The 21,563-nt window shown below is 67.7% G+C and carries 27 protein-coding genes; 21 read left to right on the top strand and 6 right to left on the bottom strand.

The features are described 5' to 3' along the window. Positions 1-19 precede the first annotated feature (19 nt). On the top strand, positions 20-1,162 hold the full coding sequence (locus tag L540_RS17075; RefSeq protein WP_197085666.1) for a GGDEF domain-containing protein: 1,143 nt from the start codon (positions 20-22) through the stop codon (positions 1,160-1,162). 7 nt (positions 1,163-1,169) lie between these two features. On the opposite strand, the gene smpB is transcribed toward L540_RS17075, so the two are convergent. Then, the gene (gene smpB / locus L540_RS17070; RefSeq protein WP_029581185.1) at positions 1,170-1,631 is read right to left on the bottom strand and encodes an SsrA-binding protein SmpB; all 462 of its coding nucleotides are present in this window, start codon (positions 1,629-1,631) and stop codon (positions 1,170-1,172) included. 65 nt (positions 1,632-1,696) lie between these two features. Here smpB and L540_RS17065 point away from each other — a divergent pair, with 65 nt between their 5' ends. The 6 genes from L540_RS17065 to L540_RS17040 all read left to right on the top strand — a co-directional run bounded on the left by L540_RS17065 (position 1,697) and on the right by L540_RS17040 (position 6,691). Then, complete coding sequence (locus L540_RS17065) at positions 1,697-2,131, top strand: type II toxin-antitoxin system RatA family toxin (protein ID WP_043208020.1); 435 nt, start codon at positions 1,697-1,699, stop codon at positions 2,129-2,131. Then, positions 2,121-2,441: an RnfH family protein gene (locus tag L540_RS17060; protein WP_043208022.1), complete on the top strand. Its 321-nt coding sequence runs from the start codon at positions 2,121-2,123 to the stop codon at positions 2,439-2,441. The genes L540_RS17065 and L540_RS17060 overlap by 11 nt, the downstream gene beginning before the upstream one ends. Before the next feature lie 166 nt (positions 2,442-2,607). After that, positions 2,608-3,762, top strand: a complete 1,155-nt coding sequence (locus L540_RS17055) for an acyl-CoA dehydrogenase family protein (protein WP_043208025.1) — start codon at positions 2,608-2,610, stop codon at positions 3,760-3,762. Next, a complete protein-coding gene (locus L540_RS17050) occupies positions 3,759-4,934 on the top strand; it encodes an enoyl-CoA hydratase/isomerase family protein (RefSeq protein WP_043208027.1) in 1,176 nt (391 codons plus the stop codon). The genes L540_RS17055 and L540_RS17050 overlap by 4 nt, the downstream gene beginning before the upstream one ends. Positions 4,935-4,977: 43 nt before the next feature. After that, positions 4,978-5,868: a 3-hydroxyisobutyrate dehydrogenase gene (gene mmsB / locus L540_RS17045; protein WP_043208030.1), complete on the top strand. Its 891-nt coding sequence runs from the start codon at positions 4,978-4,980 to the stop codon at positions 5,866-5,868. 133 nt (positions 5,869-6,001) lie between these two features. Further along, on the top strand, positions 6,002-6,691 hold the full coding sequence (locus L540_RS17040; protein ID WP_043208032.1) for a VIT1/CCC1 transporter family protein: 690 nt from the start codon (positions 6,002-6,004) through the stop codon (positions 6,689-6,691). 4 nt (positions 6,692-6,695) lie between these two features. On the opposite strand, the gene ygfZ is transcribed toward L540_RS17040, so the two are convergent. Continuing rightward, entirely contained in the window at positions 6,696-7,667 is a 972-nt protein-coding gene (gene ygfZ / locus L540_RS17035) for a CAF17-like 4Fe-4S cluster assembly/insertion protein YgfZ (protein WP_043208034.1), read from the bottom strand. Positions 7,668-7,798: 131 nt separating this feature from the next. Between ygfZ and mltG the strand changes: the two genes are divergently transcribed. The 14 genes from mltG to L540_RS16965 all read left to right on the top strand — a co-directional run bounded on the left by mltG (position 7,799) and on the right by L540_RS16965 (position 19,089). After that, a complete protein-coding gene (mltG, locus tag L540_RS17030; protein WP_043208037.1) occupies positions 7,799-8,815 on the top strand; it encodes an endolytic transglycosylase MltG in 1,017 nt (338 codons plus the stop codon). Further along, positions 8,815-9,438: a dTMP kinase gene (tmk, locus tag L540_RS17025; protein WP_043208039.1), complete on the top strand. Its 624-nt coding sequence runs from the start codon at positions 8,815-8,817 to the stop codon at positions 9,436-9,438. Before mltG ends, tmk begins: the two co-directional genes overlap by 1 nt. After that, on the top strand, positions 9,435-10,490 hold the full coding sequence (gene holB / locus L540_RS17020; RefSeq protein ID WP_043208042.1) for a DNA polymerase III subunit delta': 1,056 nt from the start codon (positions 9,435-9,437) through the stop codon (positions 10,488-10,490). Before tmk ends, holB begins: the two co-directional genes overlap by 4 nt. A gap of 19 nt (positions 10,491-10,509) precedes the next feature. Then, a complete protein-coding gene (locus tag L540_RS17015; RefSeq protein ID WP_043208044.1) occupies positions 10,510-11,280 on the top strand; it encodes a TatD family hydrolase in 771 nt (256 codons plus the stop codon). 34 nt (positions 11,281-11,314) lie between these two features. After that, positions 11,315-12,127 carry an ankyrin repeat domain-containing protein gene (locus L540_RS17010; RefSeq protein ID WP_231584851.1) on the top strand — a complete coding sequence of 271 codons (813 nt, stop codon included), beginning with the start codon at positions 11,315-11,317 and terminating at the stop codon, positions 12,125-12,127. A gap of 188 nt (positions 12,128-12,315) precedes the next feature. Further along, positions 12,316-13,050 (top strand): IclR family transcriptional regulator, encoded by a 735-nt coding sequence (locus L540_RS17005; RefSeq protein WP_043208240.1) that lies wholly within the window; start codon positions 12,316-12,318, stop codon positions 13,048-13,050. Between the two features lie 34 nt (positions 13,051-13,084). Next, on the top strand, positions 13,085-13,828 hold the full coding sequence (locus tag L540_RS17000; RefSeq protein ID WP_029581171.1) for a transporter substrate-binding domain-containing protein: 744 nt from the start codon (positions 13,085-13,087) through the stop codon (positions 13,826-13,828). Continuing rightward, positions 13,825-14,493 carry an amino acid ABC transporter permease gene (locus L540_RS16995; RefSeq protein ID WP_043208050.1) on the top strand — a complete coding sequence of 223 codons (669 nt, stop codon included), beginning with the start codon at positions 13,825-13,827 and terminating at the stop codon, positions 14,491-14,493. Before L540_RS17000 ends, L540_RS16995 begins: the two co-directional genes overlap by 4 nt. Beyond that, complete coding sequence (locus L540_RS16990; protein WP_043208052.1) at positions 14,490-15,254, top strand: amino acid ABC transporter ATP-binding protein; 765 nt, start codon at positions 14,490-14,492, stop codon at positions 15,252-15,254. The genes L540_RS16995 and L540_RS16990 overlap by 4 nt, the downstream gene beginning before the upstream one ends. Beyond that, positions 15,251-16,198, top strand: coding sequence for a formimidoylglutamase (hutG, locus tag L540_RS16985; RefSeq protein ID WP_043208055.1), 948 nt, complete (start codon positions 15,251-15,253; stop codon positions 16,196-16,198). Before L540_RS16990 ends, hutG begins: the two co-directional genes overlap by 4 nt. Before the next feature lie 190 nt (positions 16,199-16,388). Next, positions 16,389-17,678 carry a Glu/Leu/Phe/Val family dehydrogenase gene (locus L540_RS16980; RefSeq protein WP_043208057.1) on the top strand — a complete coding sequence of 430 codons (1,290 nt, stop codon included), beginning with the start codon at positions 16,389-16,391 and terminating at the stop codon, positions 17,676-17,678. Positions 17,679-17,793: 115 nt separating this feature from the next. Beyond that, the gene (locus tag L540_RS16975) at positions 17,794-18,108 is read left to right on the top strand and encodes an ArsR/SmtB family transcription factor (RefSeq protein ID WP_043208059.1); all 315 of its coding nucleotides are present in this window, start codon (positions 17,794-17,796) and stop codon (positions 18,106-18,108) included. Beyond that, positions 18,105-18,413, top strand: coding sequence for an SRPBCC family protein (locus L540_RS16970; protein ID WP_043208060.1), 309 nt, complete (start codon positions 18,105-18,107; stop codon positions 18,411-18,413). Before L540_RS16975 ends, L540_RS16970 begins: the two co-directional genes overlap by 4 nt. A gap of 79 nt (positions 18,414-18,492) precedes the next feature. Next, positions 18,493-19,089 (top strand): ATP-dependent Clp protease proteolytic subunit, encoded by a 597-nt coding sequence (locus tag L540_RS16965; RefSeq protein WP_043208063.1) that lies wholly within the window; start codon positions 18,493-18,495, stop codon positions 19,087-19,089. Positions 19,090-19,098: 9 nt separating this feature from the next. Here L540_RS16965 and L540_RS16960 read toward each other — a convergent pair whose 3' ends face one another. Genes L540_RS16960 through L540_RS16945 form a run of 4 tightly spaced genes read right to left on the bottom strand, consistent with a single transcriptional unit; the run spans position 19,099 to position 21,490 of the window. After that, positions 19,099-19,923, bottom strand: a complete 825-nt coding sequence (locus L540_RS16960; protein ID WP_043208064.1) for an RsiV family protein — start codon at positions 19,921-19,923, stop codon at positions 19,099-19,101. A gap of 39 nt (positions 19,924-19,962) precedes the next feature. After that, entirely contained in the window at positions 19,963-20,739 is a 777-nt protein-coding gene (locus L540_RS16955; RefSeq protein WP_043208066.1) for a lipoate--protein ligase family protein, read from the bottom strand. Beyond that, entirely contained in the window at positions 20,736-21,011 is a 276-nt protein-coding gene (locus L540_RS16950) for a lipoate protein ligase C-terminal domain-containing protein (RefSeq protein ID WP_043208068.1), read from the bottom strand. The genes L540_RS16955 and L540_RS16950 overlap by 4 nt, the downstream gene beginning before the upstream one ends. A 14-nt stretch (positions 21,012-21,025) precedes the next feature. Continuing rightward, a complete protein-coding gene (locus L540_RS16945) occupies positions 21,026-21,490 on the bottom strand; it encodes a GNAT family N-acetyltransferase (protein ID WP_043208069.1) in 465 nt (154 codons plus the stop codon). Positions 21,491-21,563: the final 73 nt, after the last annotated feature.

The following is a 21,563-nucleotide window of genomic DNA, read 5'->3' as shown; positions in this document are numbered from 1 at the left end:
GCGCCGCTGGCGATCCCGCATGCTCGCTCCAAGCAATCTGCTCCTGATCACCGCGCTGGCAGCGCTCATCGACCTTTGCGTGCTGGGCTCCTTGTGGCGCAGCGGCATGCCGGGGATACGCGAGGCGATGGGGGCCAATGTGGCCACCATCGTGGCCATGTTGTTCATGGTGCAGCAGGCCAGCGCGCCGCCCTGGCTGGGGGTGCTGCTGGCCAATCTGCTGTTCACGATGGGCGGCGTCCTGTTCGTGGCGGCCTTGCGGCGCTTCCTGGACCAGCCCGTCCCCTGGCGGCCCATGCTGGGCGGCGTGGCCGTGCTCATGGTGGCGCTGGCCTATTACACCTACATCAGCCCGGACGTGAGCGCGCGCATCGTGCTGGCTTCGCTCATGTATACATCGCTGCTGGCGCTGCTGGCCTGGTCGGTGTGGCGCTCGCGCCGCCAGCGTTTTGCCTACAGCCAGATTTTCATGTTGAGCCTGGCCCTGGTCGCGATCCTGGGTCATGGCACGCGCATGGCCGTCTACGCCCTGGGCGTGGACGCCATCCCCGGCCTGCTGGCGCCGACGGTCTGGAATATCGTGTTCCTGTCCTTGGGCGTGGTCATCATGCCCAGTCTCACGCTGGGCATGATCATGATGATCCACGACCGCATGCTGATCGAGCGCGAACGCGAGGCCAATACCGATTTCCTGACCGGCGTGCTGTCGCGCAAAGCCTGGTGGCAGGGGGCTCAGCGGCTGGGGGCGCGCGCCGGCAGGCCGCTGGCGCTGCTCATCCTGGACATCGATCATTTCAAGCAGGTCAACGACAGCATGGGCCATGCGGCCGGCGATGCCGTGCTGCGCCATTTTGCCGCGGTGGCGAGCGCGGCGCTGCGTCCGGGCGATGCCTTGGGCCGGTTGGGCGGCGAGGAGTTCATCGCGGCGCTGCCGGGCGCCAGCGCGCAGGAGGCGCAGGCCCTGGCCGCCCGCATGCTGGCCGCCCTGGACGCCATGCCTTGCCAATATGGCGACATCCAGCTGCGCTACACCTTCAGCGGCGGGGTGAGCAGCTGGGATGGCGCCGAGGCCCTGCAGACCGCCGTCCAGCGGGCCGACCAGGCCCTGTACCGAGCCAAGGCGGGCGGGCGCAGCCGGGTGGACCTGGCATGCCCCGTCTGAACTGGGATCAGCCGTCGCGGCGGCGCGTGTCGTGCTTCATGACACGTTCGCGCTCGCGCTCCCAGTCTTTTTCGCGCGCGGTGTCGCGCTTGTCGTAGAGTTTCTTGCCGCGGCCCAGGGCGAAGTCCAGCTTGATGCGGCCGTTTTTGTAGTGCAGGTTCAGGGGCACGAGCGTGAAGCCGCGCTGCTCGACCTTGCCGATCAGCTTGTGGATCTCTTCGGCCTTGAGCAGCAGCTTGCGCGTGCGCACGGCATCGGGGTGGATGTGGGTCGAAGCGGTAGGCAGGGGGCTGACATGCATGCCGAGCAGGTAGAGTTCGCCGTCGCGCACGATGACGTAGCTCTCCTTGAGCTGGACGCGGCCGGCACGGATGGCCTTGACCTCCCAGCCTTGCAGCACAATGCCGGCCTCATAGCGGTCTTCGATGAAATAGTCGTGCGAAGCCTTGCGATTATCGATAATGCTCATAGAGGCAATGTATGGGACGCGCGATGCCGGTAAAATCCGATCATTCTAGCGATTTGCGATAGGCGATGCACAAAGTACAACGCTCCGTCCTGGTTCCGTACAGCGCGGCCCAGATGTTCGATCTGGTGGCCGGGGTGGAGAAATACCCGGAATTCATGCCTTGGTGCGGCGGCACCGAGGTGCAGTCGCGCACGGAACACGGCATGCAGGCGTCGGTGCTGATCAGTTTCGCGGGGATGAAGCAGCGTTTTACCACGCGCAATACCCACGATTATCCCAATCGCATCGACCTGGAGCTGGTGGACGGGCCTTTTTCCAGCCTGGTGGGCAATTGGGTGTTCCAGCCGCTGGCCGAGGACGCCTGCAAGGTGCTGTTCACGCTGGAGTATGCGTTTTCCAACCGGGCGCTGGAGATGGTGGTCGGGCCGGTGTTCAACCGCATCGCCACCAGTTTCATCGAGTCTTTCACCAAGCGGGCCCAGCAGGTCTATGGCGAATGAATTGCGCATCACGGTCTGCCACGCGCGCCCGGATGGCGTCTGGATGCGCGAGCTGACCCTGCCGGCCGGCGCCACGCTGGCCGACGCCGTGGCGGCCAGCGGCTTTGGCGAGGATTTTCCGGGCGTCGACCCCTGGCAGCACGGGGTGGGCGTCTACGGACGCCGGGGCCAGCCGCGCACGCCGCTGGCCTCTGGCGACCGGGTCGAGATCTATCGTCCCCTGACCTTCGATCCCAAGGAGTCGCGCCGCCGGCGCGCCGAACATCGCCGCCTGGCGGCGGGGCGCCCACGGCCAGCTGGCCTGCTCTGAGTTTGTTGCGACGCAGCATTGTCGTCGCCAAGACAAGCAGGCCGCCCGACTTGGCCTATCATCGCTGCTGATTTACGTTTACGTTAACGTCATGCCAAAATGACGGCGCCAGGTTCACAAGACCGAAGCACGGCGGGTGGACCATACCAATTTCAGGAGACAGGCTGTGGATCTCGAACTCACCGAAGAGCAGCGCGCGTTCGCGCAGGCTGCGCGGGACTATGCGCAGGGCGAATTGGCGCCCCATGCGGCGCGCTGGGACGCCGAGGGCATCTTCCCGCGCGAGGCTTTCGCCCGCGCGGGCGAGCTGGGTTTCTGCGCCATCTATGCCAGCGAAGCGATCGGCGGGCTGGGCCTGCCGCGCCTGGACGCCACATTGGTCTTCGAAGAAATGGCCGCCGTGGATCCTTCCACCACGGCCTTCCTGACCATCCACAATATGGCGACCTGGATGGTGGGCCAATGGGGCAGCGCCGAGGTCCGCGAGCAGTGGGGGCCGCTGCTGGCCAGCGGCGAGAAACTGGCCTCCTATTGTCTGACCGAGCCCAATGCCGGCTCGGATGCGGGTTCGCTGGCCACGCGGGCCGAACGCGATGGCGGCGACTTTCTCATCAGCGGCGCCAAGGCCTTTATTTCCGGCGGCGGCGACACCGATCTGCTGGTGGTCATGGCGCGCACCGGCGGGGCGGGGCCTTCGGGCGTCTCGGCCTTCGCGGTGCCGGCGGATGCGCCCGGCATCACCTATGGCCGCAAGGAAGAAAAAATGGGCTGGAACAGCCAGTCCACCCGGCCCATCAGCTTCGAGCATGTGCGGGTGCCGGCGCGCAATATGCTGGGCGCCGAGGGCGAGGGCTTCAAGATCGCCATGAAGGGCCTGGACGGCGGACGCATCAACATCGGCACCTGCTCGGTGGGCGCGGCCCAGGGCGCGCTGGACGCGGCGCGCCGCTACATGGACGAGCGGCGCCAGTTCAACCGCAAGCTGTCGGAGTTCCAGGCCCTGCAGTTCAAGCTGGCCGACATGGCCACCCATCTGGTGGCCGCGCGGCAGATGGTGCGCCTGGCGGCCTGCAAGCTCGACAGCGGCTCGGCCGACGCCGGCACGTATTGCGCCATGGCCAAGCGTTTCGCCACCGACATGGGCTTCCAGATCTGCCTGGACGCACAGCAGATCCACGGCGGCTATGGGTATTTGCGGGACTATCCTCTGGAGCGCCTGGTGCGCGATACTCGCGTACACCAGATCCTGGAGGGGACCAACGAGATCATGCGCGTGATCGTGGCCCGCCAGCTGCTCGAGAAGGGAGCCGATATTCGATGAGCGACGCTGTACTGTTTGAAGAACGCATTGCCGACAATGGTTCGCGGCTGGGGGTGGCCACCCTCAATGCGCCGCAGACGCTGAATGGCCTTTCGCTGGAGATGGTCGATCTGCTCGATGCCCGCCTGCAGGCCTGGGCCCGCGATCCGGCCGTGGCCCTGGTGATCCTGCAAGGCGCGGGCGACAGGGCGTTCTGCGCCGGCGGCGACCTGCATGGGCTGTATGCCAGCATGCTGGAGCACCGCGGGCAGGGGCCTTGGGCCAATCCTTATGCGCGCGACTTCTTCGAGCGCGAATACCGCCTGGATTTCCGCATCCACACCTATCCCAAGCCTATTTTGTGCTGGGGCCATGGCATCGTGATGGGCGGGGGCGTGGGCTTGATGATGGGCGCCAGCCACCGCGTGGTCAGCGAGAGCTCGCGTCTTGCCATGCCCGAGATCAGCATCGGTCTTTTCCCGGACGTGGGCGGCACCTGGCTGCTCAATCGCATGCCGGGGCGCATCGGGCTGTTCCTGGCGCTGACGGGCGCCAACCTGAACGCCTCCGACGCCATTTATGCCGGCATGGCGGATTTCCGCCTGGATTGCGCCGATTGGCCGCGCTTTTGCGAGGCGTTGATGCGCCAGCCCTGGGCCAGCCAGCCGGGCGGGCCGGGCACGGGCAATCTGGCGCCGCGCTCGATCAATGATGGCCTGTTGCGCCAGGCCTTGCTGGCGCACGAGCCGCGCGCGCCGCTGGAGCCGGGGCCGCTGCGCCAGCACGCCTTCCAGGTCAACAGCGTGTGCGGCAGCAACCGGCTCGACGAGGTCTACGAGGAGATCGCGGCCCTGAAAGACCATGCCGATCCCTGGCTGGCGCGCGCGGCCAAGACCATGCTGGCGGGTTCGCCGGGGTCGGCGCGCCTGGCTTTCGCGCTGTTGCAGCGCACGCGCCTGCGCTCGCTGGCCGATGTGTTCCGCAGCGAATACGTGGCGGCGCTGGCCTGCGTGGCCGAGGGCGATTTCCAGGAAGGGATACGGGCCTTGCTGATCGACAAGGACAAGCAGCCGCGCTGGCGGCCCGCGACGCTGGCCGAGGCCGACGAGGCCTGGGTGCAGCGCTTTTTCGAGGAACCGTGGCCGGCGGGCACGACGCATCCGCTGGCCGACCTGGGCCCAGGCGCGGCCTGAGCAGCCCTTTCCATAACGAAACCACAGGCAGGAGACAGGCATCATGAGCAGTATTGCATTCATCGGTCTGGGCAATATGGGCGCCCCGATGGCGCTGAACCTGGTCAAGGCGGGCCATGAGGTGGTCGTGTTCGACCTGGTCGCCGACGCCGTCGCGCGGCTGACCGGCGCCGGCGCCCGCGCCGCGGCCAGTGCCGACGCCGCCGTCCAGGGCGTCGACGTCGTCATCACCATGCTGCCGGCCAGCAAGCACGTCGAGGGTCTCTATCTGGAGCAGAACCTGCTGGGCAAGATCCCGGCCGGCGCCCTGGTCATCGATTGCAGCACCATCGCGCCGGATTCGGCGCGCAAGGTGGCCGCCGCCGCCCAGGTGCGCGGCCTGGAGATGATCGATGCGCCGGTGTCGGGCGGCACGGGCGGCGCGGTGGCCGGCACGCTGACCTTCATCGTCGGCGGCGCGCCCGCCGCCCTGGAGCGCGCGCGCCCCGTGCTGGAGAAGATGGGCAAGAACATCTTCCATGCCGGGGAGGCGGGCGCGGGCCAGGTCGCCAAGATCTGCAACAACATGCTGTTGGGCATCCTGATGGCGGGCACCTCCGAGGCCCTGGCCCTGGGCGTGGCCAATGGTCTGGACCCCAAGGTGCTGTCGGACATCATCGCCAAGAGCTCGGGGCGCAACTGGGCGACCGAGCTCTACAACCCCTGGCCGGGCGTGATGGAGCATGCGCCGGCGTCCAAGGGCTATGCCGGCGGCTTCGGCGTGGACCTGATGCTCAAGGATCTGGGGCTGGCCGCCGAGTCGGCCCTGGCCTCGCGCTCGTCCATTCCCCTGGGCGAGCTGGCGCGCAATCTCTACAGCCTGCACAGCAATGGCGGCAGCGGCCGGCTGGACTTCTCCAGCATCGTCAATCTCTACGCCAACGATCGCGATTGAGGGCTGCTCAAACGCCGAGGCATGCCTCGGCGTTTGACTCCTAGACGAATTCGCATTCACGACTTGCGGCGCCCCTCTTTATGCGCGCGGGGCGGGCGGCCTATACTCGCCTTGCCTTGAATCCGGAGTCCGCATGCCCGCCCCAGAACATCACCGTATTTTCCGCGCCAATTGGTTGCGTGCCGCCGTCTTGGGGGCCAACGACGGCATCGTGTCCACGGCCAGCCTGATCACGGGCGTGGCGGCGGCGCAGGTCTCGCATGAAATCATCCTGACCTCGGGGATCGCCGCGCTGGTGGCCGGCGCCTTGTCGATGGCGGCGGGCGAATATGTCTCGGTGCACTCGCAGGCCGATATCGAGGCGGCCGATCTGCGCATCGAGCAGCGCTCCTTGAAGGTCAATTCGGCGCAGGAGCTGCAGGAGCTCACCAATATCTACGTGAAGCGCGGCGTGGAGCCGGCGGTCGCGCTTACGGTGGCCGAGCAGCTGACGCGCCACAACGCGCTGGATGCGCATGCGCGCGACGAGTTGGGGATTTCGATGTACAACCGCGCGCAGCCGGTGCAGGCCGCGCTGGCCTCGGCCGGGTCTTTCGCCAGCGGCGCCGCCTTGCCCTTGCTGGTGTCGGCGGTCGCGCCGCTGAGCAGCTTGATCGTGATCGTGACAGTGGCTTCGGTGGTGGGCCTGGGCGTCCTGGGCGCCATCGCGGCGCGTGCCGGCGGCGCGCCCATGGGGCGCGCGGCCCTGCGGGTCACGGTGCTGGGCGCCGCCGCCATGGCCTTGACCGCCGGCGTGGGCGCCTTGTTCAACGTGACCGTCTGAGCGCTTATTCCTGGATGGCGTAGGGCAGCTCGGCCAGCGTGATGGCCGGGCCGTCGGGCGCGCCCAGGCGCAGCTGCCCGGCGGGCAGGGCGGCCAGCGTGGTTTCGAACAGCAGGCTGGCGGCATCGCCGGCGCGCGCGGCATCGACCACGCGGCCCACGGGTTCGCCGGGGTCGGCGGCGTCGTAGACGTCGGTGCCGGCGGCGGGCACGGGCAAGGCCGTGGTGCCATGGGCCATGCGGCGCTTGACCGTGCCGCGGTAATGGCTGCGGGCGACGACTTCCTGGCCGGGATAGCAGCCCTTGGTGAAGCTGACGCCGCCGATCAGTTCAAGATTGACGGTTTGCGGAATGAACAGGTCTTGCGTGGCCGCGGCAATCCAGGGCAGGCCGGCGGCCAGGTCGGCGGCGCGCCAGCTGTCTTCGTCATCCTTGCCGAGCAGGGCCGCCAGCGCGGCGCCATGGCTCTGGATCTGCGCGGCATCGGCCACCCACCACCAGCGCGGGCTGGCGCCGGGGGCGGCGATCCAGGTGCCGCTGGGCAGGTCGGCGCGCGCCCAGGCCGTGGCGGGCAGGGCGCCGCCGGCGGCCTGCGACAGGGCGTCGAGCTGCGCGGGGCTGGCGCTCACGCCGGCCACGGCGCGCTCGGCCAGGCCGATCTTGACCTTGGCGCGCAGCACAAACATCGACAGCCGCTTGACCAGGGCCTCGGCCAGGTCGGCGCGCACGAGGGCCTCGATGGATTCGGCGCCGGCGCGCCACATGACCAGCGTGGCCAGCAGCCGGCCTTTGGCGGTGCAATAGCCCGCCAGCCGGGCGCCGTCGGGCGGCAGCCCGTTGACATCCTGGGTGAGCTGGCCGTGCAGAAAGCCGGGGGCGTCGGGGCCGGCGGCGGTGAGGACACGCAGCCCGGACAGGGGGGCAAAGCGCGGCGAACCTTCGGGGCGGGAGAGGATCGAATCGGTCAGTGGGTGCATGACTGAGGCTGGCATGACGGGCGGTTGTGCAAACGCCTCATGATACCCGCGAGCCGGCGCCGGGCGCGGCAAGCCCGTGCCGGCCGCAGGGGCGGCGCGGCTCGCCACGATCCATTAAACTGCGCACTCTTATGAAAAAAAGCCTTGGTTTCTATTTTCTGCTGCTGTTGCTGGCGGTGGTGCTGGCCGTCGCCGGCGCCGCGGCCGGCGCCTGGTACTGGATGAACCAGCCCATACGGCTGGCCGCGGACCGGGTGGATTTTGTCGTCGATCCCGGCGCCACCCCGCGCGCCATCGCGCGCACGCTCAATGCCGCCGGCGTGCCGGTCTGGGAGCCGGGTTTCGTATGGATGGCGCGGCTGTCCGAGCGCGACAAGGACATCAAGGCGGGCGGCTATCAGGCCATCAACGGGGACAGTCCCTGGCTGCTGCTGGAGCGCCTGGCGCGCGGCGATATGTCGCAGCGCCAGATCACCTTCGTCGAGGGCTGGACCTTCCGGCAGATCCGCGCCGCGCTGCGCGTGCATCCCGACGTCAAGCAGACCTTGGGCGACATCAGCGACGAGGCGCTGATGGAAAAACTGGGCGCGGACATCAAGCATCCCGAGGGCATGTTCTTCCCGGACACTTATATCTTCACCCCGGGCAGCACCGATTACGACATCCTGCGCCGCGCCTATGAAGAGGGCCAGCGCGTGCTGACCGCCACCTGGGCCAAGCGCGACCCCGACCTGCCCATGGCCACGCCCTATGAGGCGCTGATCATGGCGTCCATTATCGAGAAGGAAACCGGCCATGGGCCGGAACGCGCGCGCATCGCGGGCGTGTTCGCCAACCGCCTGCGCATCGGCATGCTGCTGCAGACCGACCCCACCGTGATCTACGGCATGGGCGAGAATTACCAAGGCCGCATCCGGCGGCGCGATTTGCAGACCGACACGCCCTGGAACACCTACACCCGGCCCGGCCTGCCGCCCACGCCCATCGCGGCGGCCGGACGCGCGGCGCTGGCGGCCGCCGTGCAGCCGGAAAAGCACAAGTTTCTGTATTTTGTCTCCCGCGGCAATGGCACGAGCGAGTTCTCGGCCAACCTGACGGAGCACAATCGCAACGTATCCCGCTTCATCCTCGGACAAGGGCAGAATTGATGACAGGACGCTTCATCACGCTGGAAGGTGTGGACGGCGCTGGCAAGAGCACCCATACCGCCTGGCTGGTCGACAGCTTGCGCCAGCACGGCCTGGAGGTTGTGTCCACGCGCGAGCCGGGCGGCACGCCCTTGGGCGAGCGCCTGCGCGAACTGGTGCTCAATGAGCCCATGGGCCTGGATACCGAGACACTGATCATGTTCGCCGCCCGCAGCGAGCATCTGCGCCAGGTGATCGCCCCGGCCCTGGCGCGCGGCGCCTGGGTGGTCTGCGACCGCTACACGGATGCGACCTATGCCTATCAGGGCGGCGGGCGCGAGCTGGGCGCGGCCCGCGTGGCCGAGCTTGAGCACTGGCTGCGGCCGCCGCTGCGGCCCGACCTGACCTGGCTGTTCGATGTGCCGCTGGCCGTGGCGCGCGCGCGCATGGCCGGCGAGCGCCAGCTCGATCGTTTCGAGCAGGAGGCCGAGGCCTTTTTCGAGCGCACGCGCGCGGCCTATCATGCGCGCGCGGCGGCCGAGCCCGGGCGCATCCATGTCATCGACGCCAGCCAGCCCCTGGACACGGTCCGGCGCGCGCTGCAGGACGATCTGCAGCGCTTTCTGGCGCGCAACGCGGCATGAGCCTGGCCGAATTCGCTCCCTGGCACCTGGAGACCGCCCGCGCCTGGCTGGCGCAGCGCGAGCGCTTTGCCCACGCCTGGCTCATCCATGGCGCGGCCGGCATCGGCAAGCTGGATTTCGCCGCGGCCGCCGCGGCCAGCCTGTTGTGCGAATCGCCCCGCCAGGGCCGGGCCTGCGGCGCCTGCCCGGCCTGCGCCTGGGTGGCCGCGGGCAATCATCCTGACCTGCGCCGCGTGCGGCCCGACGCGCTGGCCGCCGAGGAGGGCGCCGAGGCGGCCGAGGCCGCCGAAGACGGGACCGAGCCCGCCGCGGGCGCCGGCACGAAGAAAGCACCGTCCAAGGACATCCGCATCGACCAGATCCGCGCCCTGGAGTCCTGGTTCAATACGGCCACCCACCGCGGCGGCTGGCGCGTCGCGCTGATCTATCCGGCCCAGGCCTTGAACGCGGTATCGGCCAATGCCTTGCTCAAGGTGCTGGAAGAGCCGCCGGCCCATACGGTTTTCCTGCTGGTCGCCGATGCGCCCGACCGGCTATTGCCGACCCTGGTGTCGCGCTGCCGCCGGCTGCCCCTGCCCACGCCCGATGCCGCCACGGCGCATGCATGGCTGGCCGGGCAGGGCGTGGCGCAAGCCGAGGACTGGCTGGCCGCCGCTGGCGGCGCGCCCCTTGCGGCGCGCCGTCTGGCCGCGCAATCCGACAGCCCCGTGCCGGCCTGGCTGGCCGACATGGCCGAGAGCCTGGCCGCCGGCCGCGCGCCCGATGTCGGCACCCTGGCCGAGTCGCTGGAGAAGCAGCCCGCCGCCGAATGGCTGGCCACGTTGCAGCGTTTCTTCACCGATCTGAACCTGGCCGTCCATGGCGCCGCCGCGCGGTACTTTCCCAGCCTGGCCCAGTCCCTGGCCGCCATCGCCGCCCGCGCCCGGCCCGCGCCCCTGGCCGAGACCGGCCGCTGGCTCACCCGCCAGCGCGCCCTGGCCGGGCATCCCCTGAACGCCAAGCTTTTCGCCCATGCCGCACTGCAGCGCGTGGTGCTATCCTGCCAAGGCTAGGCCTGCGTATTTTTCCGCCATGTATGTAGATTCCCACTGCCATTTGAATTTTCCGGAGCTGGCCTCCGACCTGCCCGCCGTGCTGGAGCGCATGGCGGCCAACCAGGTCACGCATGCGCTGGTGGTCAGCGTCAATATGCCGGAGTGGCCCGGCCTGATGGCGCTCGTCCGTCCGCATGGCAATTTGTGGGCCTCGGTGGGCGTGCACCCCGATTACGAGGACACGCCCGACCCCGAGCCCGAGGAGCTGCTGCGGCTGGCCCAGGATCCCAAGGTCGTCGCCATCGGCGAGACGGGGCTGGACTACTACCGCCTGAGCGAACCGCTGGACTGGCAGCGCGAGCGCTTTCGCCGCCATATCCGGGCGGCCCGCCAGGCGCGGCTGCCGCTCATCATCCATACCCGCAACTCGGCCGAGGACACGGTGCGCATTCTCAAGGAAGAGGGCGCCGAGGAGGTCGGCGGGGTGATGCACTGTTTCACCGAGACCTGGGACATGGCCCAGGCCGCGATGGATCTCAATTTCCATATTTCGCTCTCGGGCATCGTCACGTTCAAGAATGCCGGCATCGTGCACGAAGTCGGGCGCAATATGCCGCTGGATCGTTTGCTGATCGAAACCGACGCGCCCTATCTGGCGCCGGTGCCGTATCGCGGCAAGCTCAATGACCCCTCCAAGGTCATCCATGTGGCCGAGAAGATCGCCGAGCTGCAGGGGCGTCCGGTGGCCGAGATCGCTCGGGCTTCGACGGAAAATTTCTTTAAACTTTTCAGTAAGATAGAGCGATAAGTAAAAGTAATTTCTTACCTTAAAGGAGCCGGGCATGAGGGCAAGAATCAAGATGGCCGCCGTGGCGGCGCAGGCGTTGATGGCCCTGAGCCTGGCCGCCTCGCCAGCGGCGGGGGCGGCGCAGGTGCCCAAGAACTGGTGGTTCTATGTGCACAATGACCGCCCGGCCGAACTGAAGGCCTTGCTGGCCCGCGGCGCCGATCCCAATGTGCGTTTCAAGAACGGGCAGCCCGCCATCATGCGCGCGGTGGTCGACGATGCCTGGGAGGTTTTCGACGTGCTGGCGGCCGACCCGCGCACCGACGTCAATATCCAGAACCCCGCCGGCGAAACGCCCTTGATGTATCTGGCCCTGGCCGGGCAGACCGAGCGGGCGCGCAAGCTCATCGCGCGCGGCGCCGAGGTCAACCGCCTGGGATGGACGCCTCTGCATTACGCGGCCTCCAAGGGCCAGGTCGATACCGCCAAGCTGCTCCTGTCCAAGGGGGCGATGGCCAATGCGCCATCCTCGGAGGGGCGCACGCCGCTCATGATGGCGGGGTATTCGGGCAACCGGGCCATGGTGCAGCTGCTGCTCGATGCCGGCGCGGATCCGACCACGCAGGACCTCAAGGGCCAGACGGCGGCCGATTGGGCCCTGGCCGGCAAGTGGGGCAGCTTGTCGGAAGAATTGCAGCGCGTCTCCGAGAAGACTTGGCAGGCCCGCGAAGCCCAGCGGGGCGCCGGCGCGGCCGCCGCGCCGCCCGCCGCGCCCGCCGCGGCGCGCCGGCCGACCGAGCCGGCGGCCCCGGCCGAAGCGCCCGGCGTGCGCGGCGTGTCGGGGCTTCGCCTGCAGTCCTACGACTGAAGCGGCTCGCGTCTGTCTTTCCCCAAAGCCCCCATCGCGGGGCTTTTTTTGTATCGCCATGCCCAAAAATCAGGAAATATGACTGGGGTTTTCCCGAGTTATTCTCATAAATCGGGAATATTGCATTGGCGTTTTGAGAAAAAAAGCTAATCTGTTGTCACTGAATGTCTGTCTGAGAGACGGTATTGATGCAGGAACAGATCGCTGGCGGCGCCGACCGTGTGCTGTATGTACTGGCCACGCTGGCGCGCCATGAGAGCCCTTTGACGATTGCCGCGCTGGCCGAACAGACCGGCCTGGCGCAAAGCACGCTGTACCGGCAGATCGGCCTGCTCAAGCGCTGGGGTTTTGTGCTGGAGCAGGCGGGCTGCTACGGGCCCGGGCCGGCTTGCGTGCAATTGGCGCGCGGGTTCGATCAATCGTCTTTCCTGATCCAGGAGTCGCAGGACGACATGGCGCGCCTGGCGGCCGAGTCCGGAGAGACCGTGGGCCTGCTGGTGGCCGTCAAGGACCAGGCCGTCTGCCTGGACATGGTGGAAAGCCAGCACCCCCTGCGCTGCTCTTTTGTGAAAGGGCGGGGCTTGCCGCTGGTCAAGGGCGCCTCGGCCAAGTCGCTGCTGGCCTTCATGCCGGCCGCGCGCCTGCAGACCCGCCTGGAAGAACTCGGCGCGGCCGGCGCCGACCTGGCCGCGCTGGAGCGCGACCTGCTGGCCATCCGCCGCCAGGGCTATGCCATGAGCGACAGTGAAGTCGACGCCGGCGTCTGGGGCGTGAGCGTGCCGGTCTTCCGGCGCCCGGCCCAGGCGGTCGCCTCCATCACCCTGATGGCGCCGTCGACCCGCGCGGCCGGCCGCACCCAATCCCTGGCCGCCATGACCGTGGCGGCCGCCGAACGAATTTCCGCCCGATTGGCGGCCCACTGAAGTACCTCGCCAACCCTGAACGATAGGACGCACCATGACGACTCGCCGCCAATTGCTGACCGCCGCGCTGACGCTGGGCCTGACGCTGACCAGCGCCAGCAGCTTCGCCGAAGACACCATCCGCGCCGTGACCGACGCCACCTTCCCGCCCATGGAATTCGTCAAGGACGGCAAGCGCACCGGCTTTGACATCGAACTGGTCGAGGCCCTGGGCCAGGCCATGGGCAAGAAGATCCAGTGGATCGACATTGATTTCAAGGGCCTGATCCCGGCCCTGCAGGCCGGCCGCGCCGACATCGCCGTCTCGGCCATCTACATCACCGATGAGCGCAAGAAGGTGGTGGACTTCACGGATCCGTACTACGCCGGCGGCCTGGTCGTGCTGACCAAGAAGGATGGCCCCGTCAAGACGCTGAAGGACCTGGACGGCCGCAGGGTGTCGGTGCAGGTGGGAACCAAGTCGGTGAACTATCTGCGCGACAACTATCCCAAGGTGCAGCGCGTCGAAGTCGAGAAGAACCAGGAAATGTTCAACCTGGTGCAGATCGGCCGCAGCGATGCCGCGGTGACCGGCAAGCCCGCCGCCAAGCTGTTCGCGCAAAGCACCCAGGACCTGACCGTGCTGACCGAGCAGATCACCACCGAGGAATACGGCATCGCCGTGCCCAAGTCCAAGCCTGAGCTGACCGGCGAACTGAACGCCGCGCTCAAGAAGATCAAGGCCGACGGCACCTACGACCGTCTGCTGAACAAGTGGTTCGAGGCGCCCGCCAAATGAATCTGGATTTCGCTCCCGTATTCGCTGACTTCGACGCCCTGCTGCGCGGGGCCGCCGTCACGGTGGAATTGACCGCCTGCGCGCTGCTGCTGGGCTGTGTGATCGGCCTGCTCGTCGGGGTCGGCCGGCTCAATCCCAAGAACCGCATCATCTACAACCTGTGCAGCACCTATCTGCTGTTTTTCCGCGGCACGCCGCTCTTGGTGCAGCTGTTCATCTGGTTCTTCGGCCTGCCGCAGTTCGGCGTCGTGCTGCCGGCGTTTGCCTGCGGCGTGCTGGGCCTGGGCATCTACTCGGGCGCCTATGTGTCGGAGATTGTGCGGGGAGCGATCCAGTCGGTGGACCGCGGCCAGACCGAGGCCGCGCGTTCGCTGGGCATGTCTTCCGGGCAGGCCATGCGCATCATCATCCTGCCGCAGGCGGTGGTGCGCATGATCCCGCCGCTGGGCAATGAGTTCATCGCCCTGATCAAGAATTCGGCCCTGGTGTCGCTGCTGACCATCCATGACCTGATGCATGAAGGGCAGAAGATCATCAGCGTGTCCTACCGTTCGCTGGAGACCTATCTGGTGGTCGCCTTGATTTACCTGGTCCTCACGACGGTGACCACGATGATTCTGCGCAAGGTCGAGCAACGCCTGCGCGCCGGAGGGATGGTGCAATGAGCACGCAAGAAATGATCAAGATCCGCGGGCTGCACAAGGCCTTCGGCGAGCATGAGGTGCTGCGCGGCATCGATTTCGACGTCAAGCCTTCGCAGGTGGTCGTGGTGATCGGGCCCAGCGGCTCGGGCAAGAGCACGCTGTTGCGCTGCTGCAATGGCCTGGAAGTGGCCCAGCAGGGCACGATCGAGATCTGCGGCCATGCGCTGCTGGATCATGGCAAGCAATTGCCCGAGGCCCAGCTGAACCGCCTGCGCATGCAGGTGGGCATGGTGTTCCAGTCCTTCAATCTCTTTCCGCACCTGTCGGTGCTGGACAACGTCACCGTGGGCCCGCGCACCTTGCGCGGCCTGTCGCGCGCCGAGGCCGAACAGCTGGCCCATGACCTGCTGGCCAAGGTGGGCCTGGCGCACAAGACCACGGCCATGCCGGGTTCGCTGTCGGGCGGCCAGAAGCAGCGCGTGGCGATCGCGCGCGCGCTGGCCATGAAGCCGGACGTCATGTTGTTCGACGAGCCGACCTCGGCGCTGGACCCCGAGCTGGTGGGCGAAGTCCTGCAGGTCATGAAGCTGCTGGCCAAGGAAGGCATGACCATGATGGTGGTCACGCACGAAATGGGCTTTGCGCGCGAAGTGGCCGATGTGGTGGCGGTGATGGATGGCGGCGTGATCCTGGAGTCCGGTCCGCCGGAGACGATTTTCAGCCAGCCGCGCGAGCCGCGCACGCGCGAGTTCCTGCAGGCGGTGCTGAGTTCGCAGGCATGACGCCGGCCGTTACACCCGTCTGGCGCGCGCGCGACGACAGCGGCGAGCGCGGCGATACGCGCCGCATGGCGCATGTGATCGCGCCGCCCGGACGCGCGCCGCGCGCCGGCGAAGCCGCCTTGCTGGGCTTTGCCTGCGATGCCGGCGTGCTGCGCAACCAGGGCCGTCCCGGCGCGGCGCAGGGGCCGCATGCCATCCGCCGCATGCTGGCCGGGATCCCGGCCCACGGGCTGGAGATCCTGCACGATGCTGGCGATGTGGCCTGCGATGACGGCAATCTGGAGGACGCGCAACAGCGCTATGCCGCCGAGGTGGCGCGCCTGCTCGCGGCCGGGGCTCATACCCTGGCCCTGGGCGGTGGCCACGAGATTGCCTGGGGCAGCTTCATGGGCCTGCGCCAATGGCTGGACAGCGGCCAGGACCCCGGTCCGGTGCTGGTGCTGAACCTGGATGCGCATTTCGATCTGCGCACCGGCCGGCCGGCCAGTTCGGGCACGCCTTTCGATCAAGTCGTGACGCTGTGCGCCGAGCGCGGCCTGCCGCTGCAATACGCCTGCCTGGGGGTGTCGCGCCTGAGCAATACGGCCGCGCTGTTCGCGCGCGCCGAAGAGGTGGGCGCTTTCTGGGTCGAGGATGTGGACATGCGCGAGGCCGACCTGGCCGCGCGCCTGGCCGACGTGGACCGTCTGCTGGCGCAGGCGCGGCATGTCTACCTGACGGTGGACCTCGATGTCCTGCCGGCTTCGGTGATGCCGGGCGTGTCGGCTCCGGCCGCCTATGGCGTGCCGCTGGAAGTGGTCGAACGCATCGTCACCCGGGTGGCGGCCAGCGGCAAGCTGCGCCTGGCCGACCTGGCCGAGGCCAATCCGGACTTCGATATCGACAACCATGGCGCCCGCGTGGCGGCGCGCCTGGCCTGGCGTATCCTGAACGCCTGGCGTTAGGAGCGGCCGCGAAGGCGGCGGCAGTCAGACCATGGATGGGCGGCCCGGCGGGCCGCCTTTTTTCTTGCATGGCGATGGCGCGCGGCGCTTGGATAATAAATACGTCCCCAATAAATATTTTTCTTATATATATGGTGACGTATTAATCTCGCGGGTAGAATTTCCCAAACTCAGCCCGGAGAGCGTTCCTATGTCTCAAGCCCCTGTTCATGCCTTGCCCTCGTACCTGGACGCCGAGCATCTCGGCCCCTGGGGGGTGTATCTGCAACAAGTCGACCGCGTGACCCCCTATCTGGGTTCGCTGGCGCGCTGGGTCGAAACGCTCAAGCGTCCCAAGCGCGCGCTGATCGTCGATGTCCCGATCGAGCTCGACAACGGCAGCATCGCCCACTTCGAGGGGTATCGCGTGCAGCACAACACCTCGCGCGGCCCGGGCAAGGGCGGGGTGCGTTTCCACCAGGATGTGACGCTGTCGGAAGTGATGGCGCTGGCGGCCTGGATGTCGATCAAGAACGCGGCCGTGAACCTGCCTTATGGCGGCGCCAAGGGCGGCGTGCGCCTGGATCCGCGCAAGCTGTCGCACGCCGAGATTGAGCGCGTGACGCGCCGCTACACCAGCGAAATCGGCGTCATCATCGGGCCGACCAAGGACATCCCGGCGCCCGACGTCAACACCAACGCCCAGACCATGGCCTGGATGATGGACACCTACTCGATGAACGAGGGCTCCACCGCCACGGGCGTGGTGACCGGCAAGCCCATCGCCCTGGGCGGCAGCCTGGGCCGCGTCGAGGCGACCGGCCGCGGCGTGTTCGTGGTGGCCTGCGAGGCCGCGCGCGACCGCAATGTGAGCGTGCCCGGCGCCAAGGTCATCGTGCAGGGCTTCGGCAATGTGGGCGGCACCGCCGCGCGCCTGTTCCATGAGGCGGGCGCCCAGGTGATCGCCGCCCAGGATCACACCGGCACCATCCACAACGCCGCCGGCCTGGACGTGCACAAACTCCTGGCCCATGTGGCCTCCACCGGCGGCGTGGCCGGCTTCTCGGGCGGCGCGGCGCTGGACAATGCCGAGTTCTGGACGCTGGACACCGATTTCCTGATCCCGGCTGCACTGGAGTCGCAGATCACCGCGGCCAATGCGCCCAAGGTGCGGGCCAAGATCGTGGTCGAAGGCGCCAATGGCCCGACCACGCCCGAGGCCGACGACATCCTGCGCGAAAACGGTGTCTACGTGGTGCCCGACGTGCTGGCCAACGCCGGCGGCGTGACCGTGTCGTACTTTGAGTGGGTGCAGGATTTCTCCAGCTTCTTCTGGAGCGAGGACGAAATCAACCAGCGCCTGGAGCGCATCATGCGCGAAGCCTATGCCGCCATCGCCCAAGTGGCGCGCGAACACAAGGTCACCTTGCGCACCGCCGCCTTCATCGTGGCTTGCACCCGCATCCTGCAGGCGCGCCAGGTGCGCGGCCTCTACCCCTGAGTCGCCATCGGGGTCATCGCGGATCGGAAACCGCGCGGCATGCCGCGCGGTTTTTTTTACGGCCTGTCCGTTCGCGGGCTTGCACGATACATAAGTAACTGCTAATGTGTCATCCATGGTGGAAAACGACATCTTCAAGGCCTTGGCCGATCCGACGCGCCGGGGCATATTCGAGAGGCTCGCGGCGGGCCGCATGAACGCCAGCGCCTTGCGCGAGGGGCTGACGATCAGCCAATCCGCCATGTCGCAGCATCTGGCGGTATTGCGGCAGGCCGGCTTGGTGCGCGAGGAAAGGCAAGGCCGCTACGTGAACTACGAGGTCGATCCGCGGGGCCTGTTCGTCATGGCGCGCTGGCTAGCCAAGTACCGCGCGTATTGGCCCGAGCGCATCGATGCCTTGAAGACCCTGCTCAAGGACATGGACCCATGAAGCACGATGCCGAGGCCGAGCGCCTGGTGCTGGAATACGAACTGGACGCGCCGCCGGCCAAGGTATGGCGCGCCATCACCCAGCCGCCTCTGCGCGCGCAATGGTTGCCGGCGCTGGCCCAGGCCCGGCCGGTGGCCTGCCGCGAAGGGCAGGAGGTGGCCTACCGCATGCGCGACGAGGGACCGCCCAGCGTGGAAAGCGAGGTCAGGTTCAGCCTGCGCCCCAATGCGCGGGGAGGCACGACGCTGACCATCGTCCACGCGCCGGTGGCGGCCAACGATGCCACCTTGATGCTGGCGGCCTGAGGCCTGTCCGCTGTTTCCGGTCCTGGCGCGCCTTCGGCAAGCGCCGGTATTGTCCAATCCCACGGCAGGAGTCCGCTTCATGCGTGCAGCCATGCAGCTCGTTCCCATGGTGGTCGAGCATTCCGGGCGCGGCGAGCGCTCGTTCGACATCTACTCGCGCCTGCTGCGCGAACGCATCATCTTTTTGCATGGCGAGGTCAACGATGACACCGCGGCGCTGGTATGCGCCCAGCTGCTCTTCCTGGAGGCGGAGTCCCCCGGCAAGCCCATCCATCTGTACATCAATTCGCCGGGCGGGGTGATTTCGAGCGGCCTGGCGATTTATGACACCATGCAGTACATCCAGGCGCCGGTGCATACGCTATGCATGGGGACGGCGCGTTCCATGGGCTCCTTCTTGCTGATGGCGGGCGAGCCCGGGCATCGCAGCGCCTTGCCCAGCGCCAGCCTGCATGTGCATCAGCCGCTGGGCGGCGTGCAGGGCCAGGCCTCGGACGTCCTTATCCAGGCCGAGGAAATGCAGCGCACCAAGGCGCGCGTCATCCAGCGTTATGCCGAACACTGCGGACGCGACGAGGCCGAGGTCGAGCGCACGCTGGATCGCGATCACTTCATGACCCCGGAGCAGGCGGTGCAATGGGGCTTGATCGATGAGGTGATCCGGCGGCGCGCCTGAACGCCGGGCTCAGGGCTGGGCGCCCAGCAGCTCCGGCTTGACCACGCCTTGCAGCACGCTCCAGGGCAGCAGCAATTCCGGCTCGCCATGGGAGTAGGGGGCGATGGAATAGGCGTCGTATTTGGCGACCAGGCCTTCACGGGTGACGGCGACGTTGTCGGTCTCCTGGAAAGGCCACATCCGGTTGTAGGCCGCGGGGTCGCGCTTGGCGTCCTCGTTGCCGGCCAGCCACTTCTGGTGCGCCTGCTGCAGGGCCTGCACATAGCCGGGACGGCGGCCGGGGATGAGCATATCGTCCAGGCGCAGCAGGTGGCCGCCGGCCAGCTGCCAATTGAGATAGAGCGTGGCCGGGATGCCGTGCGCGGCGCCGGTGAAGTACTGGTTGGTGTGCAGCTCGACCGACACCACTCCCTGGGCCACGTCTTTGACGCCGGCCTTGAACACCGTGGCGTCGCGCCCCTGGGCATTGCGCCAGAAGTATTGCGTGTACTCCGACAGGTTGTCGTACTGGCCGCGCAGATTGCTGTCCACACCGGTCAGGCTGGCCAGGATGTGGTCCACGGCCTGCGACAGCTTGGGGATGTCGGGGAAGGCCACGCTGTCGATTTCTATGGTGGGGCACTCGCCGGTGCAGCCGGGCTTGACGCCCTTCCATTCGATGCGCTGTGTCTTCACGTCGCCGATGCTGGCGCTGGCGGTGGCCTGCGGCGACCCGGCGGCCGGCAGGCTGATATTGGCGGGCGGCGCGCTGCCGCAGGCCGCCAGCAAGGCAAGGCTGGCGCCGGCGGCCAGCCGGAACGGAAACAGGGCAAACAGCGTGCGGATCTGGGGCATAGGGCCTCTTCGATGCAAAAAAACCCGGCGGCGCGGGATTCAAGGTACCAGTGTCAGCCATTCCGGCGTGCCGAACTTCTCGTCGACCTGGCGGCGCGCCTCGGCCAGCGTGCCGGCGGCCAGCGCCACCGGCGCCAGCGGGGCCATGGCGGAGAAAGTCTGGAGCATGCGTTCGATGATGGCCTCGCGCGCCAGGCCGGTCTGGCTGCGCAGCGGATCGACGCGCTTCTTGGCGCTGGTCGTGCCTTTGTCGGAAAGCTTCTCGCGTCCGATGCGCAGCACCTCCACCATTTTGTCGGCGTCGATATCGTAGGACATGGTGACGTGATGCAGCACGGCCTTGCCGCGCCGCGCCTGGGCCGCCCCGCCGATCTTGCCGCCCTCGGAGGCGATGTCGTTCAGCGGCTGGTACCAGGCCTTGATGCCCAGGTCATGCAGGGCCTTGATGACCCAGGAATCCAGAAAGGCGTACGACTCCTGGAAGCTCATGCCGGCGACAAACGCCTGGGGCACGGACAGCGAATAGGTAATGGAATTGCCCGGCTCGATGAACATGGCCCCGCCGCCGCTGACGCGGCGCACCACACGCACGCCGTGCCGGTCCGCGCCCTGCGGATCGACTTCGTTGCGCAGCGATTGGAAACGGCCGATCACCACGGCGGGCGCGGCCCATTCCCAGATGCGCAGCGTGGGCGGGCGCAGCCCGGCGCCCACTTCGTCGGTGATGACGGCATCCAGGGCCATGTGCAGCAGCGGGTCCTGCGGGCCTTCGTGCAGCAGCTGCCAGCGATAATCCTTCCAGTCGGGGCGGCTCATGCGAGGGCTCTCCGGATGACCACGGCCACGGCTTCGGGGGAAAAACCGAAGAGCTCGGCCTCGGGCGGCAGGGCCTGGCGCACGGCCTGGCTCAACTGCGTCTCGTCGGCCTCGGCCGGCAGGCCGGTCAAGGCGCGATTGATGGACTCCAGCGCCTCGGGCGGTTCGAGAAAGAAGTCGCCGCTGATGCGGACATCGGCGAGCAGGCCATTGCTGACCGCCAGATCGGCGACCACCAGTTTGCCGCCCGGGACTTTGTATTCGCCATGCATGGGCGGACCCTCCGTCAGTGCAGCGCGAGCTTCATGCCCTCATGGGTCGCATGAAAGCCCAGCGCGAGATAGAAGCGGTGCGCGTCGGCGCGTTGCTTGTCGGTTGTCAGTTGTACCAGAGCGCAGCCGCGCTGGCGGCATTGTTCAATGGCCCAGTGGAAAAAGGCGCGCCCGGTGCCGGCGCCGCGTTCGCTGGCGGCCACGCGCACGCTCTCCAGTTGACCGCGCCAGGCGCCCTGGCGCGACAGGCCGGGGATGAAGCTGATCTGCATGCAGCCGATGACCTTGCCGGCGCGTTCGGCCACCGCCAGCAACTGATTGGGATCGCGCTCGATGTCCTCGAAGGCGCGCGCATAGGCCGGGTTGGGCGGCTGCGAGGGGTCTTCGCGGCCGCGGCCCAGCGTATCGTCGCTCAGAAGGGCGACGAGGGCGGGAAGATCGGCGGCGCGGGCGCGCCGGAAATTCAGCGTGTCACTCAAGGTCGGGCTCCGGGCAGGAGGGGCGCCATGGCGGGCGCCCGCGGAATCCGAGCATGATAGCGCGGCGCGGTCG

It is taken from the genome of Bordetella pseudohinzii (assembly GCF_000657795.2).
Classification (GTDB): domain Bacteria; phylum Pseudomonadota; class Gammaproteobacteria; order Burkholderiales; family Burkholderiaceae_B; genus Bordetella; species Bordetella pseudohinzii.
Note: the sequence above shows the minus strand (reverse complement) of the source record. Positions and strands in the feature narration are given on the sequence as shown.

What these genes read in the sequence shown, in the direction of transcription:
- L540_RS17075 (WP_197085666.1), top strand. Translation starts at nt 20, where the DNA reads ATGCTCGCTCCAAGCAATCTGCTCCTGATCACCGCGCTGGCAGCGCTC.
- smpB (WP_029581185.1), bottom strand. Translation starts at nt 1,631, where the DNA reads ATGAGCATTATCGATAATCGCAAGGCTTCGCACGACTATTTCATCGAA.
- L540_RS17065 (WP_043208020.1), top strand. Translation starts at nt 1,697, where the DNA reads ATGCACAAAGTACAACGCTCCGTCCTGGTTCCGTACAGCGCGGCCCAG.
- L540_RS17060 (WP_043208022.1), top strand. Translation starts at nt 2,121, where the DNA reads ATGGCGAATGAATTGCGCATCACGGTCTGCCACGCGCGCCCGGATGGC.
- L540_RS17050 (WP_043208027.1), top strand. Translation starts at nt 3,759, where the DNA reads ATGAGCGACGCTGTACTGTTTGAAGAACGCATTGCCGACAATGGTTCG.
- mmsB (WP_043208030.1), top strand. Translation starts at nt 4,978, where the DNA reads ATGAGCAGTATTGCATTCATCGGTCTGGGCAATATGGGCGCCCCGATG.
- L540_RS17040 (WP_043208032.1), top strand. Translation starts at nt 6,002, where the DNA reads ATGCCCGCCCCAGAACATCACCGTATTTTCCGCGCCAATTGGTTGCGT.
- ygfZ (WP_043208034.1), bottom strand. Translation starts at nt 7,667, where the DNA reads ATGCACCCACTGACCGATTCGATCCTCTCCCGCCCCGAAGGTTCGCCG.
- mltG (WP_043208037.1), top strand. Translation starts at nt 7,799, where the DNA reads ATGAAAAAAAGCCTTGGTTTCTATTTTCTGCTGCTGTTGCTGGCGGTG.
- tmk (WP_043208039.1), top strand. Translation starts at nt 8,815, where the DNA reads ATGACAGGACGCTTCATCACGCTGGAAGGTGTGGACGGCGCTGGCAAG.
- holB (WP_043208042.1), top strand. Translation starts at nt 9,435, where the DNA reads ATGAGCCTGGCCGAATTCGCTCCCTGGCACCTGGAGACCGCCCGCGCC.
- L540_RS17015 (WP_043208044.1), top strand. Translation starts at nt 10,510, where the DNA reads ATGTATGTAGATTCCCACTGCCATTTGAATTTTCCGGAGCTGGCCTCC.
- L540_RS17010 (WP_231584851.1), top strand. Translation starts at nt 11,315, where the DNA reads ATGAGGGCAAGAATCAAGATGGCCGCCGTGGCGGCGCAGGCGTTGATG.
- L540_RS17005 (WP_043208240.1), top strand. Translation starts at nt 12,316, where the DNA reads ATGCAGGAACAGATCGCTGGCGGCGCCGACCGTGTGCTGTATGTACTG.
- L540_RS17000 (WP_029581171.1), top strand. Translation starts at nt 13,085, where the DNA reads ATGACGACTCGCCGCCAATTGCTGACCGCCGCGCTGACGCTGGGCCTG.
- L540_RS16995 (WP_043208050.1), top strand. Translation starts at nt 13,825, where the DNA reads ATGAATCTGGATTTCGCTCCCGTATTCGCTGACTTCGACGCCCTGCTG.
- L540_RS16990 (WP_043208052.1), top strand. Translation starts at nt 14,490, where the DNA reads ATGAGCACGCAAGAAATGATCAAGATCCGCGGGCTGCACAAGGCCTTC.
- hutG (WP_043208055.1), top strand. Translation starts at nt 15,251, where the DNA reads ATGACGCCGGCCGTTACACCCGTCTGGCGCGCGCGCGACGACAGCGGC.
- L540_RS16980 (WP_043208057.1), top strand. Translation starts at nt 16,389, where the DNA reads ATGTCTCAAGCCCCTGTTCATGCCTTGCCCTCGTACCTGGACGCCGAG.
- L540_RS16975 (WP_043208059.1), top strand. Translation starts at nt 17,794, where the DNA reads ATGGTGGAAAACGACATCTTCAAGGCCTTGGCCGATCCGACGCGCCGG.
- L540_RS16970 (WP_043208060.1), top strand. Translation starts at nt 18,105, where the DNA reads ATGAAGCACGATGCCGAGGCCGAGCGCCTGGTGCTGGAATACGAACTG.
- L540_RS16965 (WP_043208063.1), top strand. Translation starts at nt 18,493, where the DNA reads ATGCGTGCAGCCATGCAGCTCGTTCCCATGGTGGTCGAGCATTCCGGG.
- L540_RS16960 (WP_043208064.1), bottom strand. Translation starts at nt 19,923, where the DNA reads ATGCCCCAGATCCGCACGCTGTTTGCCCTGTTTCCGTTCCGGCTGGCC.
- L540_RS16955 (WP_043208066.1), bottom strand. Translation starts at nt 20,739, where the DNA reads ATGAGCCGCCCCGACTGGAAGGATTATCGCTGGCAGCTGCTGCACGAA.
- L540_RS16950 (WP_043208068.1), bottom strand. Translation starts at nt 21,011, where the DNA reads ATGCATGGCGAATACAAAGTCCCGGGCGGCAAACTGGTGGTCGCCGAT.